We start from the raw sequence: 16,257 nt of genomic DNA, 5'->3' as shown, positions 1-16,257 counted from the left end.
TACATTTTGGGTGCATAGTGGATACTCAATCAACGTGATTAGGAGGCTTCAGTGGGACATCAGCAAAGCAATTTACAGCGGCTAGCTTCATTAACTGCATTATTTACCTTAACGTTAAGCTCAACGTCGGTGTTAAGTGATGAACAAGCAACAATGGTTAACCAGCTATGCTCGAGCTGCCATGGCATTATCAATATTGATCGCAGTGCTGGGTATTCACAAGTTCATTGGCAGTCACTTATATCATCCATGGTTAAACTAGATCCTAATTCAGCCAGTCAGATTAGTGAATATCTTGCCAATAACAACCCGCCTAATGACAAACGTGCTTCGACAGTAGTCGACGGTGACATCGAGTTACAATTTACCTACTGGCAAGTCCCCACACTGGGCCAGCGAGCAAGGGACCCAATTCAAGGAAAAGATGGCATTATTTGGTGGGTCGGACAATGGGGGAATATCCTTGGGCGACTGGATCCCAAAACGGGTGAAATGAAGGAATACCCTCTACCTGAAGGCACCTTCCCCCACAGCGTATCCTTAGATAAAAATCTAACGCCTTGGTTTCTTGGAAATAAAAATGGCACTGTGGGTTATTTAGACCTCGAAACAGAAAAGTTTACCGTGTTTAACATGCCGGACAAAAACGCTCGCGATCCTCATACTGGTGTATTCGATGATAACGGCATTTTTTGGTTTACCCTTCAACACAGTAATATGATTGGCCAATTAAATCCTATAAATGGCGACATTAAGCTTGTTTCATTGCCAAGTAAAAAATCTCGCCCCTATGGCATTAAACTCGACTCGACAGGTACACCTTGGGTCTCATGTAATGGCTCAAACTGTCTGATTAAAGTAGATAAGCAATCTATGGCTTTAGATGAAATTCGCTTGCCTGGTGATCAGACTCATACGCGACGTCTCGCAATTACTCCTGATGATATGGTGTTTTATGTCAATTCAGGCATGGGAAAGCTCGGCAGGTATAACCCTAAAACAGGGGAAATAACACAATGGGATACGCCTAGTGGTCAATATAGTCATCCTTATGCAATAGAGTATGCAAATGATGCAATTTGGTTTAATGAATCCGCTAAAAGACCAGAGACACTAGTCAGATTTGATCTTAAAAATGAAACCATGCAAAGCTGGCAAATTCCTAGTAAGGATGGGGTTTATTCAGGACTTATACGGCACATGAGGATGGGAGAAAATGGTCTAATTATTCATCAAACAGCAACTAATCAATTAGCCGAAGTGACTTGGACTCAAGCTAATATAGACTAAAGTGAATAAGGCTAAAGCGAACGAGATTAATGTTAATAGCACTAAAGTTAATAGCACTAAAGTTAATAGCACTAAAGTTAATAGCACTAAAGTTAATGGTGCTAACTAGCCTTAAATAAAAGCTTCAAACCTGAAAGCTATTCTTCTTATTATTAGCAGAAAATAGCTTTAGGTTTACGCTTATTTTATGTCGTTATAGGACCATTGAGATAAACTGAGCCTTGCCGCTCCATGCACTTAAGTGACTAATTTATTTCAGCTACAATAAATTATTTAACTTCGTGTTTTAATCGCCCACCAAACTAAAGGCACTAACATCACAAGTTCTATCGCGACATTGACCCATTGCTTAGGTACAGAGCCATCAAGCACAATGCCAATAAGCCTTGCTATTAACAAACCAATGAGTAGCGAGGTGAGTGTTGCAGAAACAGTCGCTTGCCATGGCGTTAATTGAAAATGAAACTGAAGCAAAAGCCCTGCACCAATAAATAACCCCCACCAGATCCGTCGCTCAACAGCGTTAAACGTATCGTCCGGAATGGGTTTATTACTCACTAACTCTGGGTTAGCTGACAGCACTAATCCAATCAAAAGGAGTATAAAACCCAGCCCTCTGATAAGTATTCTATCTTCCATCATGACTCCTGATTAGATACAGCAAGGCATCAAACTCATTACACTATTGCCCCTTGTGGTAGCTCTGTAGCTTGGCTCCACTGTTTAGGTGATTGTCCGTACAATCGTTTAAACTCACGACTAAATTGCGAAGAACTTTGATAGCCAACAGCCATTGCTGCAACATTTACACTCATTCCTGTAGCAATTTTCATTGCAGCGGTATTTAACCGCATTGTTTTTACAAATTGAATCGGCGACATGGCAGTTGCTTGCTTAAATTTTCGATGTAACACTGCGCGGCTCATACCTACCTGCTCAGCCATCTCTTCAATCGTGACAGATTCATGTAAACGTGAAGAAAGGTATTCGATAGAACGTGCTATCTCATTTCCGACCCCGAATGCGGCTCGCGCAGCTTCGCCTGCATCGCCCTTTAGTACCGCAAAATATAATTCTCTCAGTCGGCTTGCAGCCAGAACCGCAATATCAAGTTCACTACCTTGTAGTTGTAACAGACGCAGTAACGCATCTGTAAACGTGTCATCCCAACGCGCTAAAGATAAGCCTTGAGAGCCTGTTTTATATTTCTTTTTGTGCCCCCCACTCGCTGCCATTTCAATGCTAAGTTCAGTCATCGTTTTTGTATCTAGTGATATCATCACTCCTAATAACGGATTATCAGGTGATGCTGTTGGGGTTCCTGCTTCAACTGGCATAGATATAGGGCAACACATATAACGATTTTCATCATATATAATATGTTTACCATCTAATATGGCTTGTTTAGCACCACTAATAATCGCAATGACGCAAGGTTCGTAAACAGCAGGTGCACAGCGCATAGATTCAGTCACACGAAACAGTTGCACGCCTTTTATCCCGGTCTCAATTACACCATCTTGCGTGATTTTAGCTTCTATTAATCGTTTAATTTCTGATTTACTCATAAATGTCTTCTTAGTGGCACAAGCTACAATCGCTAAGCTGCTAATTGCCACAGCTACAATAAATGAAGCCATGTTTTGCTTGTTATCATGTAACTCAAAAGTAGCACTGAAAAACAGCCAACTCAACAAGGTGATACAAATAGGCATATTTTAGAGATTATATCGCCTAGTTAGCGTCAAAAGTGAGAGTTACAGTAGTTTCACCAGTTCATTAAATAGACACCTTAATGAACAAGAAACTCATTTTACTATTCACGATGCACACGCCATCGCCTTAGGAGAAACACATGTCACACAACAATCCATTTGGTGCTATGGGCTGGACACCAACACAGTTAGGTTCACTTTTAGGTAAAACCTATCTCATCACAGGCGCTAATGCAGGAGCAGGATTTCAAGCTTCTAGAATACTATTATCTAAAGGCGCTAAAGTGATAATGCTTAATCGTAACCCAGAAAAATCCTCTGCTGCGATAGCAAAATTAAAGCAAGAATTTGGCTCAGAAGCCGATGTTAGTTTTATCAAACTTGATCTCGCTGAACTTCAATCTGTTCGAGGTGCAGCTAAAATCATCCTTGACACAGTAACAAACATAGATGCCCTCATTTGTAATGGCGCCATAGCACAGATTGCTAGACAAGAATTCACAAAAGACGGTTTTGAGAGTCAGTTGGGTGTAAATCATTACGGTCATTTTTTACTGTGCGGCTTACTGTTTAACAAAATTGAAGCATCAAAAGGACGCATTGTGGTTGTTGCAAGTGAAGGATATAAGATGGGGCTTAAAACAATTCAGTTTAATGATATGAATTGGGATAAAAACTATCATCCAAACAAAACTTATTGTCATAGTAAATTAGCGCAGATGATGTTTGCGTATGAATTACAAAATAAAATCGCCGCCGCGAATAAGCATGTTGAGGTATATGTTTGCCACCCTGGTGCGTCAAATACTTCACTGATTAACGAAAAAGTAAACCTGTTTACTCGCGCATCATGGTCGGTGATGGTCAAACTTGGCTTAGTTCAAACCGCCGAGCAAGGTGCTTATCCTGAAGTCATGTGCGCAACTGAACAATCCATTGCGCAACGTGCATACTATGGGCCTTCAGGAAGATGGAATTGGGTTGGCCCTGTTGGTGAGTGTAAGCTTGAATCCTTTGCTACAGATGCATCTGTTTTAAGCAAGCTGTGGATAGTATCAGAACAACAAACTGCTTTTAATTGGGAATTATAGCGTTAGTAAACTCTTCACAAATATTAACACTCACTTGAAATTCAGCCACAAAAAAACCGCGTTAAGCGGTTTTTTTGGCTACTTGAATAATGCTCTTAAAACATTGAAACAAAGAAAGCACTAAAACAAATTACGATTACCACTGAGGTACCAAGAGCCATTTTTATTTCTGTTGTCATTATCTTGTCTCCAAATGAATATAAATTAATTTTAGCGTGTCTAGACAGTTTTCCTACCTTTTAGAGGTAATTATGTGAACTCAAACAGTAAAATGGCACGCTAAATCAATTTTTTAACAGGCTTAAAATTTGTTACCCTAAACAAAACAACTAACAACAAAGAGTTTATTATGTCGCAATTGCTCCACACCATGATAAGAGTCGGTAATCTTGAACGCAGTATTGAGTTTTATACCCAGGTTATGGGGATGACATTACTGAGAAAATCTGAAAATGCCCAATATGAATATACCCTCGCCTTTGTCGGTTTTGGTGAAGAGTCTACTGGTCAAGCAGTGATCGAATTAACTTATAATTGGGGCACTGATAGCTATGACTTAGGTAATGGCTTTGGCCACCTTGCTATTGGTGAAGAAGATATTTATGAACGCTGTAAAGCAATTGAAGCTGCTGGCGGAAAAATTACTCGTGCACCAGGTCCCGTTGCTGGCGGCACAACAGAGATTGCATTTGTTGAAGATCCAGATGGTTATAAAATCGAACTAATTCAAAAGAAAGCGATGAGCGAAGGCTTAGGTTAATTCGATTTACAAGAAAAAACCAATAAAAAAGCCAGCATACGCTGGCTTTTTTTGATGTTAAGTTCGATTAGAACTTCATGGTAACACCAGCAAAGTATGTACGACCAATTGTGTCGTAAACCTCTGGTACTGTACCACCGTCACTACCGTTAGACACTCTTGATGGTTCTTCATCAGTTAAGTTTTTAACACCAGCACTTAGCATCCAAGAATCATTGATAAAGTAGCTAGCTGAAATGTTGTGATAAAGCACTGAATCAACTTTAGTACCAGCACTTAAGTCATCCATTTCACCGATATAACGGTTGAAGTACATTACACTCCAATCATCTTGAGCTGCTTTAATACTAAAGTTGTTACGTACTTGAGCGTATGCGCCGAAGTTACCGTCGATAGTATTAGTGTAGTCAATGCCATCTTGTTCAAAGTTCAACAAGTAAGTTGTATCGTTGCTGATTGTCCAATCTAAGTTTAACGCGTCGAAACGGTAAGCTAAGTTGAAATCAATACCACTTGTGTCTTGGTAACCTACGTTAGTTAACGAGTTCGTTAGGTTAGACAAATCACCATTCGGACCAATGTTGAATAGCTCACAAGTTGCTTGGTCGCCTGCAAAACAGTTATTTAAACCATTTTGTGTATCTAAACGTGTGATCGCATTTTTAACTTTAAAGCGCCAGTAATCAAGAGTTAACGACATACCGTCTACATAGCTAGGTGAGTAAACTAAACCTGCTGTGTAAGACTCTGACTCTTCTGGTTCTAGATCTTCATCAGACGTATAGTTAACTAGGATTTGCTCATCCTGTTCATTTCCCCATGGATCTTCCAAGTAGTCATATGAACCTGAGTTACCACCGTATAGCTCACTAACACTCGGAGCACGGAAACCGGTCGCAGCTACGGTACGAATCATTAAGTCGTCAGTCGCTTCGTAGGTTAAACCAATTTTCCAAGTTGATGCATTACCGAAAGTAGAGTAATCATCAAAGCGTAATGCGAATTCACCGGTTAGTTTTTCAGTAAACGGTACACTCACTTCTTGGAAGATAGAGATAACATTGTAGTTACCATCTGTTGGGTCTTGCTGTGCAGCCGTACCTTCACCAGCGACGATGATTGGATCAGGATTGTAATAGCCGCTTTCGTAGCGGTATTCAGCACCAATTGCGAAAGCTACTGGACCTGCGTCTAAGTCAAATAACTCACCATTTAGGCCAGCAGAGAATACATGCTGCTCGTTACCGCCATCTGCTTTTTCAGTGTATGCAACACTGTCTAACAACGCTTGATCAGTCATTGGTTGACCTGTTAACCAAGCATCTTGGTCAGCGTAAATAGCGTCAGCCATTAATGTCGCATTGATTGAGTTTTCTACAGCAGTCTCTGCTTTGTTATTACCATAGGTATACGATACATCCCAGTTCATACCGGTGTTAATATCTAAAGAACCTTCAAGGCCAGCAGAAACTCTCCAAGTATCAGTATCTTGACTGTAAATACGTGGACCAACATCATTCATACGCTTACGGTAGTCGATTTGACCGTCAGCATTAGGAGCCATACCTGCATCAATCATGTCTTGATCAAGTTCAAAACACTTAGTTGGATCATCACCAGCTTCACACACATCTAATGCCAAAATTGCAGGCTGTGCAGCTAGTTGCTGATTAGATTTACGTTTAGTGTAAAGAATATCACCAGTTAAGATGACGTCACTGCCTAGCTCTTGCGTCATATTTGCAAATAAGCTGTAACGTTTGCTTGGTGTTTGATAGAAACTGTCTTGAGTAAAGTCGTAACCTTCTTCACGTTCAACCCAGTTACCATCAGCATCTTTAACCATGCCATCTAGAGAACCATTTGGTGTAGTAGAACTGTTACCTGGATCTGTCCAGTCACGATCTGATTGAATAACACCTTTACGCTCAGAGTAAGCAGCACCAAACGTGTAGTTACCTGTATCAGTGTTGAAACCGTATAATGCACTGATTTCGCCGTTTTCACCGTCACTCTTATCAGTCATGCCGCCTTGAACGTCTATTTGGAAACCTTCAAAGTCTTTCTTAGTAATAATGTTAACTACACCAGCAATTGCATCAGAACCATATACTGCTGAAGCGCCATCTTTAAGTATTTCAACTCGTGCAATCATTGCAACTGGAATAGCGTTCAAATCAACAGAGCTATCAGCACCAGAGCCTGAGTTAACCATACGACGGCCGTTAAGCAATACTAGTGTACGTTGTGAGCCCATACCACGAAGGTCGACTTGAGCAACACCGTCAGAACCGTTGTTGGTGCTTGAACCAACTGCAGCACCAGCCATTGACGTTTGAGCCTGAAGTAGCTCATCGACTGTTGTAAAACCTTCTGAACGAATCGCAGCAGCATCAATCACAGTGACTGGAGAAGCAGTTTCCATGTCTTGACGTTGAATACGGGAGCCAGTAACTGCAATTCTTTCTACGTTAGCTGATTCTTCTTCAGCATAAGCACTTACCGATACGGCTGAAGCAGCGGAAACTGAGGCTAATAAAGCCACGTTTATGCTGTTTGATAGTTTTGATCTTTTAATCATTTGTTGCTCCCTGGTGATATCTTTTCTTATTCTGTTTACGCAAATAAATAAATATTTAAAATTGCGTTGGCCTAGATACTGAATAACCAGAGATATTTCGTCAAACCACGAAGTTGTAACTTTTAAGCCATTTTTTGTTAATAAATATGCACTGCGATTGTAATCAAAAATAAGTGATCTACATCCCAAAACACCCTCAATTTAAATAAGCAGGATAAAAAACTATTTAATTGCAAATTATTCAGCATTAATCACTGGTGCCGTTATAACATTTTTAAAACTTACTTCTAATCAAAAATGTGACTTGGATCACACAAATATATTGAACCATGATTGGAGAATCGTTAATTAATTCAGAATTGGTTCAGCTATTGGATAGTTTTACTCAGAAAACGCTGAAAGCGCCGCCACAACTAGCATTCAAGGATTATCAAATAATGATGACTATTTCATCAGCATTATTATTAACAATGGAGGGTAATTATTTTGAGTTAGTTGTACTAATTACGAATTGATATATTGGCACAATCAATAAGATATTTTTACATTGGAGATATATACTGCCTAGGTATAACAAATCAGCAACAACATACTGAAGAAAAATATTTTTTGAATGAATTTCACATAGCAGCAATTGTTATAAAAATGATAACAATCACTTTTGAATAGTTATTCACTTTATAAAAACATAAAAAAAGGAAAGCTAATGCTTTCCCTTTTAAAAATGTTAACACTTTATTCTGCAGGTTTTATTATATCAAAGTGTTGATAAGCTCTATCTGTTGCAATACGACCTCGAGGTGTTCGTTGAATAAAGCCTTGTTGAATCAAAAATGGCTCTAATACATCTTCAATTGTTTCTCTGTCCTCACCAATAGCAGCTGCAAGGTTGTCTAAACCAACAGGCCCGCCCATAAACTTATCAATAATGGCTAACAATAGCTTTCTGTCTAAATAGTCAAAGCCCTCTAAATCGACATCGAGTAAGTCCAGCGCTTTTTTAGCCACATCTTCAGTAACAAAGCCATTATGTTTAACTTCAGCGTAATCTCTAACGCGTCTTAGTAAACGATTGGCAATTCGAGGGGTACCTCTAGAGCGTTTGGCTATTTCAAAAGCGCCTGCTTCATCAATCGGTAACTCCATCACCTTGGCAGAGCGAGTCACAATGGTGCACAAATCTTTGACGTTATAAAACTCTAGCCTTAACGGTATACCGAAACGCGCTCTCAATGGCGATGTTAATGCCCCTGCTCTAGTTGTCGCACCAATTAAAGAAAATGGCGGTAAATCCAGTTTAATTGAACGAGCAGCAGGCCCCTCTCCAATCATGATGTCCAATTGATAATCTTCCATTGCTGGGTATAAGATTTCTTCTACAACTGGACTTAATCGATGAATCTCATCAATAAATAACACATCGCCATGCTCAAGATTAGTCAATAAGGCTGCAAGATCCCCGGCTTTTTCCAGTACAGGGCCTGATGTAGATTTGATGTTTACGCCCATTTCATTAGCTACGATCATGGCCAATGTTGTTTTACCTAAACCTGGAGGGCCGAAAATCAACATATGATCCAGTGCTTCTTCACGTTTCAGTGCAGCCTCAATAAATACTTTAAGCTGTGCACGAGTGTCATCTTGCCCTGTGTAATCATCGAGCATTTTCGGCCGCATAGCACGGTCAATATGCACTTCTTGCTCAAACTCTTGTGGCTGAATTAAACGATCCGCTTCTATCATTGTTGCCTCTTTATAGCATTGACTTTAATGCAGCCTTAATCAGGACTTCGCTGCTCATACCGTCAGTGTATGCACTTAATACAGCTTTACTCGCTTGTGCAGGTTTATAGCCTAGAGAAACAAGTGCTGCAATGGCATCTTCTTCTGCATTGTTTTCAACAGCTGCTGGCTTATAATTACTCTGTAAAGCAAACTCGCGCTCAGATCCAACGGAGGCCTCTAGTAAGCTTTTAAGCTTATCTCGCATCTCAACCACTAAACGCTCTGCCGTTTTTTTACCGACTCCAGGTAACTTAACTAAAGTGACTATATCATCTCGTTCGACACAATTAACAAACTCAGCCGCCGTCATACCAGACAATATTGTTAAGGCGAGTTTAGGACCAACACCGTTAGTTTTAATTAATAACCTAAATAACGCCCGCTCTTGCTTGGTTATAAAACCATATAAAAGCTGTGCATCTTCACGCACCACAAAGTGGGTGAATAACATTGCTTGTTGATTTAACTCAGGGAGCTCATAGAAACTGGTCATAGGTACCTGTAACTCATAACCTACACCATTTACATCCAACACGATTTCCGGTGCTTGTTTCTCAACAACCAACCCACTTAATCTTCCTATCATTTATAACGTCCGTATGTTCGGCTTTGGGCTTTACCGCCCATTGCAATTAAACTTTGAAAAGTATGATGATGGCAAACGGCAACACCCAATGCATCTGCGGCATCTGCTTGCGGGGCAGATGGCAATTTGAAAATTTGTTGGATCATGTGCTGAACTTGCTCTTTTTGGGCGCGTCCAGTACCAACAACTGCACTTTTGATCTGAGTTGCACTGTATTCAGCAACGGGTAAGTTGGCATTCATAGCAGCAACAATTGCCACTCCTCTCGCCTGGCCGAGTTTGAGTGCTGAATCGGCATTTTTAGCCATAAACACACGTTCAATGGCAAATTGATCTGGCTGATACTGTTTAATGATTTCTGTTATACCATCAAAAACTTGCTTGAGTCTTGTGGGTAAATCATCGGCAGAAGTTCGAATACAGCCACTACCAAGATAGCGTTGTTGGCGACCTTGGCATTGAATAACGCCGTAACCTGTGATCCTAGAGCCTGGGTCAATGCCCAATATAATTGTCATGGTTTACCCATTGCTTGAGCGTGTTAACCCAAGGTCTCCATTACTTCATCTGAAATTTCAGCATTATGATATACCTCTTGAACATCATCATGATCTTCAAGGTTATCAATTAAGCGCATAAATTTAGCAGCTGTATCCGCATCTAATTCAGCTTTAGTTCCTGCAATCATAGTCACTTCAGCATTGATCGCTTCAAAGCCTGCTGCATCTAATGCATCTTTTACCACACCAAAAGCATCCGGCGTAGTCATGACATCAAATGCGCCATTGTCATGGGTGATAACATCTTCGGCACCCGCTTCTAATGCAGCATCCATCAATTCATCTTCGTCGATATTTGCATCATAAGAAATGACACCGGACTTAGTAAACATATAAGCAACTGAACCATCAGTACCTAAGTTACCACCCGATTTACTGAACGCATTACGCACACCTGATACGGTTCGGTTTTTATTATCAGTCATGGTTTCAACCATCACTGCAGTACCGCCAGGTCCATAACCTTCATAAATGATGGTATCGAGTTGTTGCCCATCCAGCTCACCAGCCCCACGTTTAACAGCACGTTCGACTGTATCACGGGTCATGTTATTGGATAATGCTTTATCAATCGCGGCACGCAGTCTCGGGTTTGCATCAGGATCTGAACCACCTTCACGTGCCGATACTGTTAACTCACGGATAAATTTACTGAAAAGTTTTCCTCGTTTTGCATCTTGCGCTGCTTTACGATGTTTAATGTTGTCCCATTTACTGTGACCTGCCATTACGACTCCTTCAGTTATTTTGTTCTATATAAAAACAGACCGAGGCAATTGCCTCGGTTTGTCATTTAATGCTTGATGTCGACATACAAAAAATCGACTTAATCATTAAGCTTACTCTTCAGCAGCAGGTTTCTCTTGAGGAATGACACTCACACCTAACTCAACCAGTTGTTGTGGATTGGCAAATCCTGGAGCATTGGTTAGTGGACATGCTGCCGTTGTTGTTTTAGGGAATGCCATCACATCACGAATTGAGCTTGCTCCGGTCATCAACATAATAATGCGATCTAAACCAAAGGCTAAACCAGCATGTGGTGGTGTACCGTAACGTAACGCTTCTAATAAGAAACCAAACTTCTCGTTTGCTTCTTCGTCTGAAATACCTAAGAGGCGGAATACTGCACTTTGCATTTCTGCATTGTGGATACGGACTGAACCGCCACCTAATTCGCAACCATTAAGTACCATGTCATAAGCATCAGAAACAGTACCAGCTGGATCGGCTTCTAATTGCTCAGGCGAAACACCACGTGGGGCGGTAAATGGATGGTGAACAGCATGGAAGCCACCATTTATTTTTTCGAACATAGGGAAATCGACAACCCATAATGGACGCCATTCACCTTCCAACAACTCAAAGTCTTCACCGGCTTTAAGACGTAATGCGCCCATGGCTTCAGCAACTACGTTAGCTTTATCTGCACCAAATAAAATAATGTCACCAGTTTGTGCATTAGTGCGAGCGATAATTTCATTAACGATGTCTTCGTTCAAGAATTTAAGCACAGGCGATTGGATACCTTCCATCCCAGCACTTAAATCATTGATTTTCATCCACGCTAAACCTTTAGCGCCGTAAATGCCGACATATTTAGTGTAGTTATCAATCTGTTTACGAGACAATGATGCACCTGTCGGAATACGTAATGCTGCTACACGGCCTTCTTCATCATTTGCTGGACCACTGAATACCGCAAATTCAACGTCTTTTAATACGTCAGCGACGTCCACTAATTCAAGCGGGTTACGTAAATCAGGCTTATCTGAACCATATCGTGTCATTGCTTCTGCATATGACATTCTTGGAAATTCGCCCAAATCCACATTCAGTAAATCGTTAAATAAACCGCGAACCATTTCTTCCGTTTTTGCCATCACTTGCTCAGATGACATGAATGACGTTTCGATATCAATTTGAGTAAATTCAGGCTGACGATCTGCACGTAAATCTTCATCACGGAAACATTTTACGATTTGGTAATATCTATCAAAGCCCGACATCATTAACAATTGCTTAAACAATTGTGGAGACTGAGGCAAAGCAAAGAACTGGCCTTTATAAGTACGACTTGGTACTAAATAATCACGCGCACCTTCAGGTGTGGCTTTAGTTAATATTGGTGTTTCAATATCTAAAAAGCCACTGTCATCTAAAAAGCGACGAACAGCGCTAGTCACTTTTGAGCGGAAAACCAAACGATCAGCCATTTCTGGGCGACGTAAATCAAGGTAGCGATATTTTAAGCGTTGTTCTTCACTATTGTTTTGGTGATTATCCATGCTCAGCGGTAATGGCGCTGAAGTATTGATAATGGTTAGGTCTTTACCTAATACTTCAATTTCCCCAGTTTTCATCTGCGCATTGATTTGGCTATCAGGACGCGCACGTACTAAGCCTTTAACTTGCACACAGAATTCACCGCGTAGACTGCTGGCCACCTTGAACACATCTTCTAAGTCAGGATCGTATACAACCTGAACAATCCCTTCTCTGTCACGAAGGTCTAAAAATATAACACCGCCTAAATCACGGCTACGGTTAACCCAACCGACTAAGGTGACTTCTTGACCAAGATGAGACTTATTGACGTCTCCACAATAATGACTGCGCATTTAACTCTACCCTTTATTCGGAAATAGGTGTCTAAAAGAATGTATTTTTGCATTATATTAAAATAATGCTGGCAACTATAGCACTTATAATACGCCAATTTAGCGTTTAATAAATGAGTGCGTAATTTTTGCTAGGAAGTATCAATCAGTTTACTGCAATTGGCTAGAGTTTAGGAAAAACTTAGCAGCATAAGCGTGCAAAAAAGCAGCAAACAATAATGTTTTGGCTGCTTTTGGCCATTTTTGAGCCAATGGCAACGATTAGCTGTGTTTATCACCACCCTGCTTTTTCACTGTATACATTTTTTTATCAGCGAACTGTAACAATGAAATCGGGTCATCACCATCATCTGGATAAACGGCGATGCCAATACTTGCAGATGCGATTAACGAAATCTCTCCCACCTTAATTGGCTCACTGAGCACGTTTAAAATGTTGTCGGCGACTTTAGCTGCACATTGAGCACTTTCAATTTTATTAAGTAAGATAACGAACTCATCACCGCCAAATCGCGACACGGTATCCGACTTTCTCACCACCGTCTTAAGCAAGTCAGCAATGCCTATCAATAGCGCATCGCCAATATGATGACCATATTGATCGTTCACCATTTTAAATTTATCTAAATCGATAAATAACAACGCAAATTTCACCTGCTCTCGGTGATGGCTATTGATTGCGCAAGCCAAACGATCATCTAATAATCCTCTATTAGGTAACTTGGTCACAGGATCATGTTCTGCAATAAATTTTATTTTCTTTTCGGCATTCTTGCGACGCGAAATTTCAAGTTTAAGGCGCTTATTACCTAAGAACACAACAAACGTAATCACACTGATAATCAGCAAGCCAAATAGCACAATGTTGAACCACTTTTGGTACTTGTCAGCTTCTGACCGTAAATCGACTGCGACCCAGTCTTGGTATAATTGCTGCTGTTTAGTTTCATCAATGGTTTCAATTGCTCGATTTAATATCGGTACCAGTTCTTTTAATTTTGGATAGACACCAATGTGACTTTTTTGCTCAGTTAAATCAGCAACCAAGGCCATTTTCAAATCAGGAAAGCCCCCTTCATTAAGGGCGTAAGCCAGTGTAACAACCTGTTCAATGAACAAGTCTACGTGACCGGAAGACACTGCACTCAATCCACTTTTCGTGCTTTCTACTTGCACAATTTCAAGGCCTGGAAATTGTTGCCTTAAAATATTTATCACATTGTAATCTTTAACCACAGCAATGCGCTTACCATTATATTGGCTTAGGTTAAACAATGGTTGCTGGGTTAACGTAGTGGCAATTGCCCAAGGTGACGGCCAATAGCCCTCAGTGAATTCAAGGTTTGGTTCACGATGGCTATTTTTCGCCATACTCCCGACAAGGTGAATTTTCCCCATTTTTAAATCTTGATTGAGCATGCTCCAGTTCTGATACGCAACTGGAATAATGTCGATACCAAGCTGATGGGTAATAATGTTGACGACATCTTTATTAATACCAGAAAATTCACCTAGTTCATTTTGATATTCCATTGGAGCCCATTCGGTTAAGTAACCTAACTTAATGGCACCTAGTGAAGCTAAGTATTGCTTTTCCTTATTACTGATATAGATTTTTTTATCAATAGTAGAAAACGTCCTATCGGCTTTATTGAGTAACCATTTTTGCTCTATTTTCGCCATTTCATACTGACTAATCAGCTTAAAACCATTGGCAATTCGTTCTGCAAGCTCAACATCTTCTAAATTTGTGAGGTTATAAATATTGGTATCAAAGTCTACGGCATTAAACTGATAAAACTCAGACCAAGATTTATGGTTAAGTAAATAGTGTGAGGTATACGCGCTCGAAGCAACGAATCCAACAATATCGCCGTCGCGACTGGCCTTTATTAATTGGTCGATTGAGTCGTAGTAACGAATTTGCGCATTAGGAACTAATTTTCTTAATTCGATGATGTAAGGCGATGTCGCAAATAAACCGATACGCTTTCCATCAACTTCGCTAATGTCTTTTATTTCTTTTTCATAGCTAAAAAATCGACTTTTGACAGAATAGATATGATTAGCCCTATTAAGCCCCGTATTGATTTGATCGCTTTCCGGGTAGCCAATATGCACATCAGCATGACCTTGCTTAATCAACTCTATGCTACCGTTCATATCACTAGGAATAAAATCAATAGCAATGCCTGTTTTTTCAGACCATAAACGCCAAAGATCAACAAACAAACCATGGGGTAGACCATCTAAACCAATATCAACGAAAGGTTCGACATTCATCTGCATCGCAATGACAACACCACTTGATTCACGACGATAACCAAACCAACGCTTTTCAATTTCATCAACTAACTGCGTGGGTATTTGCTCAAAACCTTGATTAATCGCAGGTAACCAAGCTGCATTTTTTATCTTTACTGCAGGAGACAAATCAATTTCTTTGATCAGTAATCTTGATGAAATATGAAAGTTATTAGCTAATTCAAAATTGATTGGAATACCATTGTAATAACCCTGTATAGCAGCAAAAGCATATAACTCACCTGCTACCACAGCATCATATAGCGCTTGTTTGGTTTTAAAATATTTAAAGGTTAATTTAGGTTCTATGGCTAATAAATCGGCTTCGTGAGAAGTGCCTTCAATGATGCCTATTTTAAAAGGCTTGATTTCAGTAATGGATTTTTTATTTGCGATATCTTTATGCAGGTATAAATAGGAATGAAGTGACGAAACGTTATCAGCGTAGGAGAATTGTCGCAGTCGCTCTTCTGTCACCGCCATACCAATATGTAAATCAACATCTTCATCAGTTAAGGCTTGTAAAGACTGATGCCATTGCATGGGTTTAAATGTCACTTTGGTACCTGTGACTATTGACCACTCGCGCCATAAATCGACCATGACCCCTGCAGCGTTACCTTTAGCGTCGACAAATTGATAAGGATAAGCATCCTCACTCATAGATAATGTCATACTACTTGGTAGCGATTCAGCAACAGAAGAAGTGCCTTCATTGGCTGAAACGAAGAAGAAAAAAGGGATAACCAGTACTATTACTAATAATGTTCTAATTAACTTCAAGCGCATTCCTTTGTAAATTGTCCCAACTCTACAATGATTTATAATGAGGTTTACCACTTTATCAGTGATTCCCTTCTGTAAAAAATTTATTAAGAACTTCTGCTAACAATGTAAAAGTTTTTACATTTATGTTCATCATACCGATTTATATCGACCATTTGACCTCTTACATTAAAAAATT

General features: G+C 40.1%; 12 protein-coding genes. 3 read left to right on the top strand and 9 right to left on the bottom strand.

Going from position 1 to position 16,257, the window contains the following annotated elements:
• The first annotated feature begins 51 nt into the window (after nt 1-51).
• Nucleotides 52-1,290, top strand: coding sequence for a hypothetical protein (locus AN944_RS17375; RefSeq protein WP_055025915.1), 1,239 nt, complete (start codon nt 52-54; stop codon nt 1,288-1,290).
• Nucleotides 1,291-1,563: 273 nt separating this feature from the next.
• Here the strand turns inward: AN944_RS17375 and AN944_RS17370 are convergent, their stop codons facing one another.
• Both AN944_RS17370 and AN944_RS17365 read right to left on the bottom strand, forming a co-directional pair.
• Nucleotides 1,564-1,929 carry a DUF4345 family protein gene (locus AN944_RS17370; protein WP_055025914.1) on the bottom strand — a complete coding sequence of 122 codons (366 nt, stop codon included), beginning with the start codon at nt 1,927-1,929 and terminating at the stop codon, nt 1,564-1,566.
• A 38-nt stretch (nt 1,930-1,967) separates the two neighbouring features.
• A complete protein-coding gene (locus tag AN944_RS17365; protein WP_055025929.1) occupies nt 1,968-2,858 on the bottom strand; it encodes an AraC family transcriptional regulator in 891 nt (296 codons plus the stop codon).
• 287 nt (nt 2,859-3,145) lie between these two features.
• On the opposite strand from AN944_RS17365, the gene AN944_RS17360 reads away from it, so the two are divergent.
• Together AN944_RS17360 and gloA are read left to right on the top strand one after the other, a co-directional pair.
• On the top strand, nt 3,146-4,096 hold the full coding sequence (locus AN944_RS17360; protein WP_055025913.1) for an SDR family oxidoreductase: 951 nt from the start codon (nt 3,146-3,148) through the stop codon (nt 4,094-4,096).
• A gap of 349 nt (nt 4,097-4,445) precedes the next feature.
• Nucleotides 4,446-4,856, top strand: a complete 411-nt coding sequence (gloA, locus tag AN944_RS17355) for a lactoylglutathione lyase (protein ID WP_055025912.1) — start codon at nt 4,446-4,448, stop codon at nt 4,854-4,856.
• Nucleotides 4,857-4,923: 67 nt separating this feature from the next.
• Here the strand turns inward: gloA and AN944_RS17350 are convergent, their stop codons facing one another.
• The 7 genes from AN944_RS17350 to AN944_RS17315 all read right to left on the bottom strand — a co-directional run bounded on the left by AN944_RS17350 (nt 4,924) and on the right by AN944_RS17315 (nt 16,076).
• Entirely contained in the window at nt 4,924-7,437 is a 2,514-nt protein-coding gene (locus tag AN944_RS17350) for a TonB-dependent receptor (protein WP_055025911.1), read from the bottom strand.
• A 735-nt stretch (nt 7,438-8,172) separates the two neighbouring features.
• Complete coding sequence (gene ruvB / locus AN944_RS17340; RefSeq protein ID WP_055025909.1) at nt 8,173-9,180, bottom strand: Holliday junction branch migration DNA helicase RuvB; 1,008 nt, start codon at nt 9,178-9,180, stop codon at nt 8,173-8,175.
• Between the two features lie 10 nt (nt 9,181-9,190).
• Nucleotides 9,191-9,808 (bottom strand): Holliday junction branch migration protein RuvA, encoded by a 618-nt coding sequence (gene ruvA, locus AN944_RS17335; RefSeq protein ID WP_055025908.1) that lies wholly within the window; start codon nt 9,806-9,808, stop codon nt 9,191-9,193.
• Nucleotides 9,805-10,326 carry a crossover junction endodeoxyribonuclease RuvC gene (ruvC, locus tag AN944_RS17330; protein ID WP_055025907.1) on the bottom strand — a complete coding sequence of 174 codons (522 nt, stop codon included), beginning with the start codon at nt 10,324-10,326 and terminating at the stop codon, nt 9,805-9,807. The genes ruvA and ruvC overlap by 4 nt, the downstream gene beginning before the upstream one ends.
• 23 nt (nt 10,327-10,349) lie before the next feature.
• Complete coding sequence (locus AN944_RS17325) at nt 10,350-11,096, bottom strand: YebC/PmpR family DNA-binding transcriptional regulator (protein ID WP_055025906.1); 747 nt, start codon at nt 11,094-11,096, stop codon at nt 10,350-10,352.
• Between the two features lie 111 nt (nt 11,097-11,207).
• Nucleotides 11,208-12,989: an aspartate--tRNA ligase gene (gene aspS / locus AN944_RS17320; RefSeq protein WP_055025905.1), complete on the bottom strand. Its 1,782-nt coding sequence runs from the start codon at nt 12,987-12,989 to the stop codon at nt 11,208-11,210.
• Between the two features lie 261 nt (nt 12,990-13,250).
• Entirely contained in the window at nt 13,251-16,076 is a 2,826-nt protein-coding gene (locus AN944_RS17315) for a diguanylate cyclase domain-containing protein (protein WP_055025904.1), read from the bottom strand.
• Between the last annotated feature and the right edge of the window lie 181 nt (nt 16,077-16,257).

This window comes from Shewanella sp. P1-14-1, from assembly GCF_001401775.1.
In the GTDB taxonomy this organism is placed as follows: domain Bacteria; phylum Pseudomonadota; class Gammaproteobacteria; order Enterobacterales; family Shewanellaceae; genus Shewanella; species Shewanella japonica.
The sequence above is the reverse complement of the archived record's forward strand: the minus strand, read 5'-3'. Positions and strand labels throughout refer to the sequence as shown.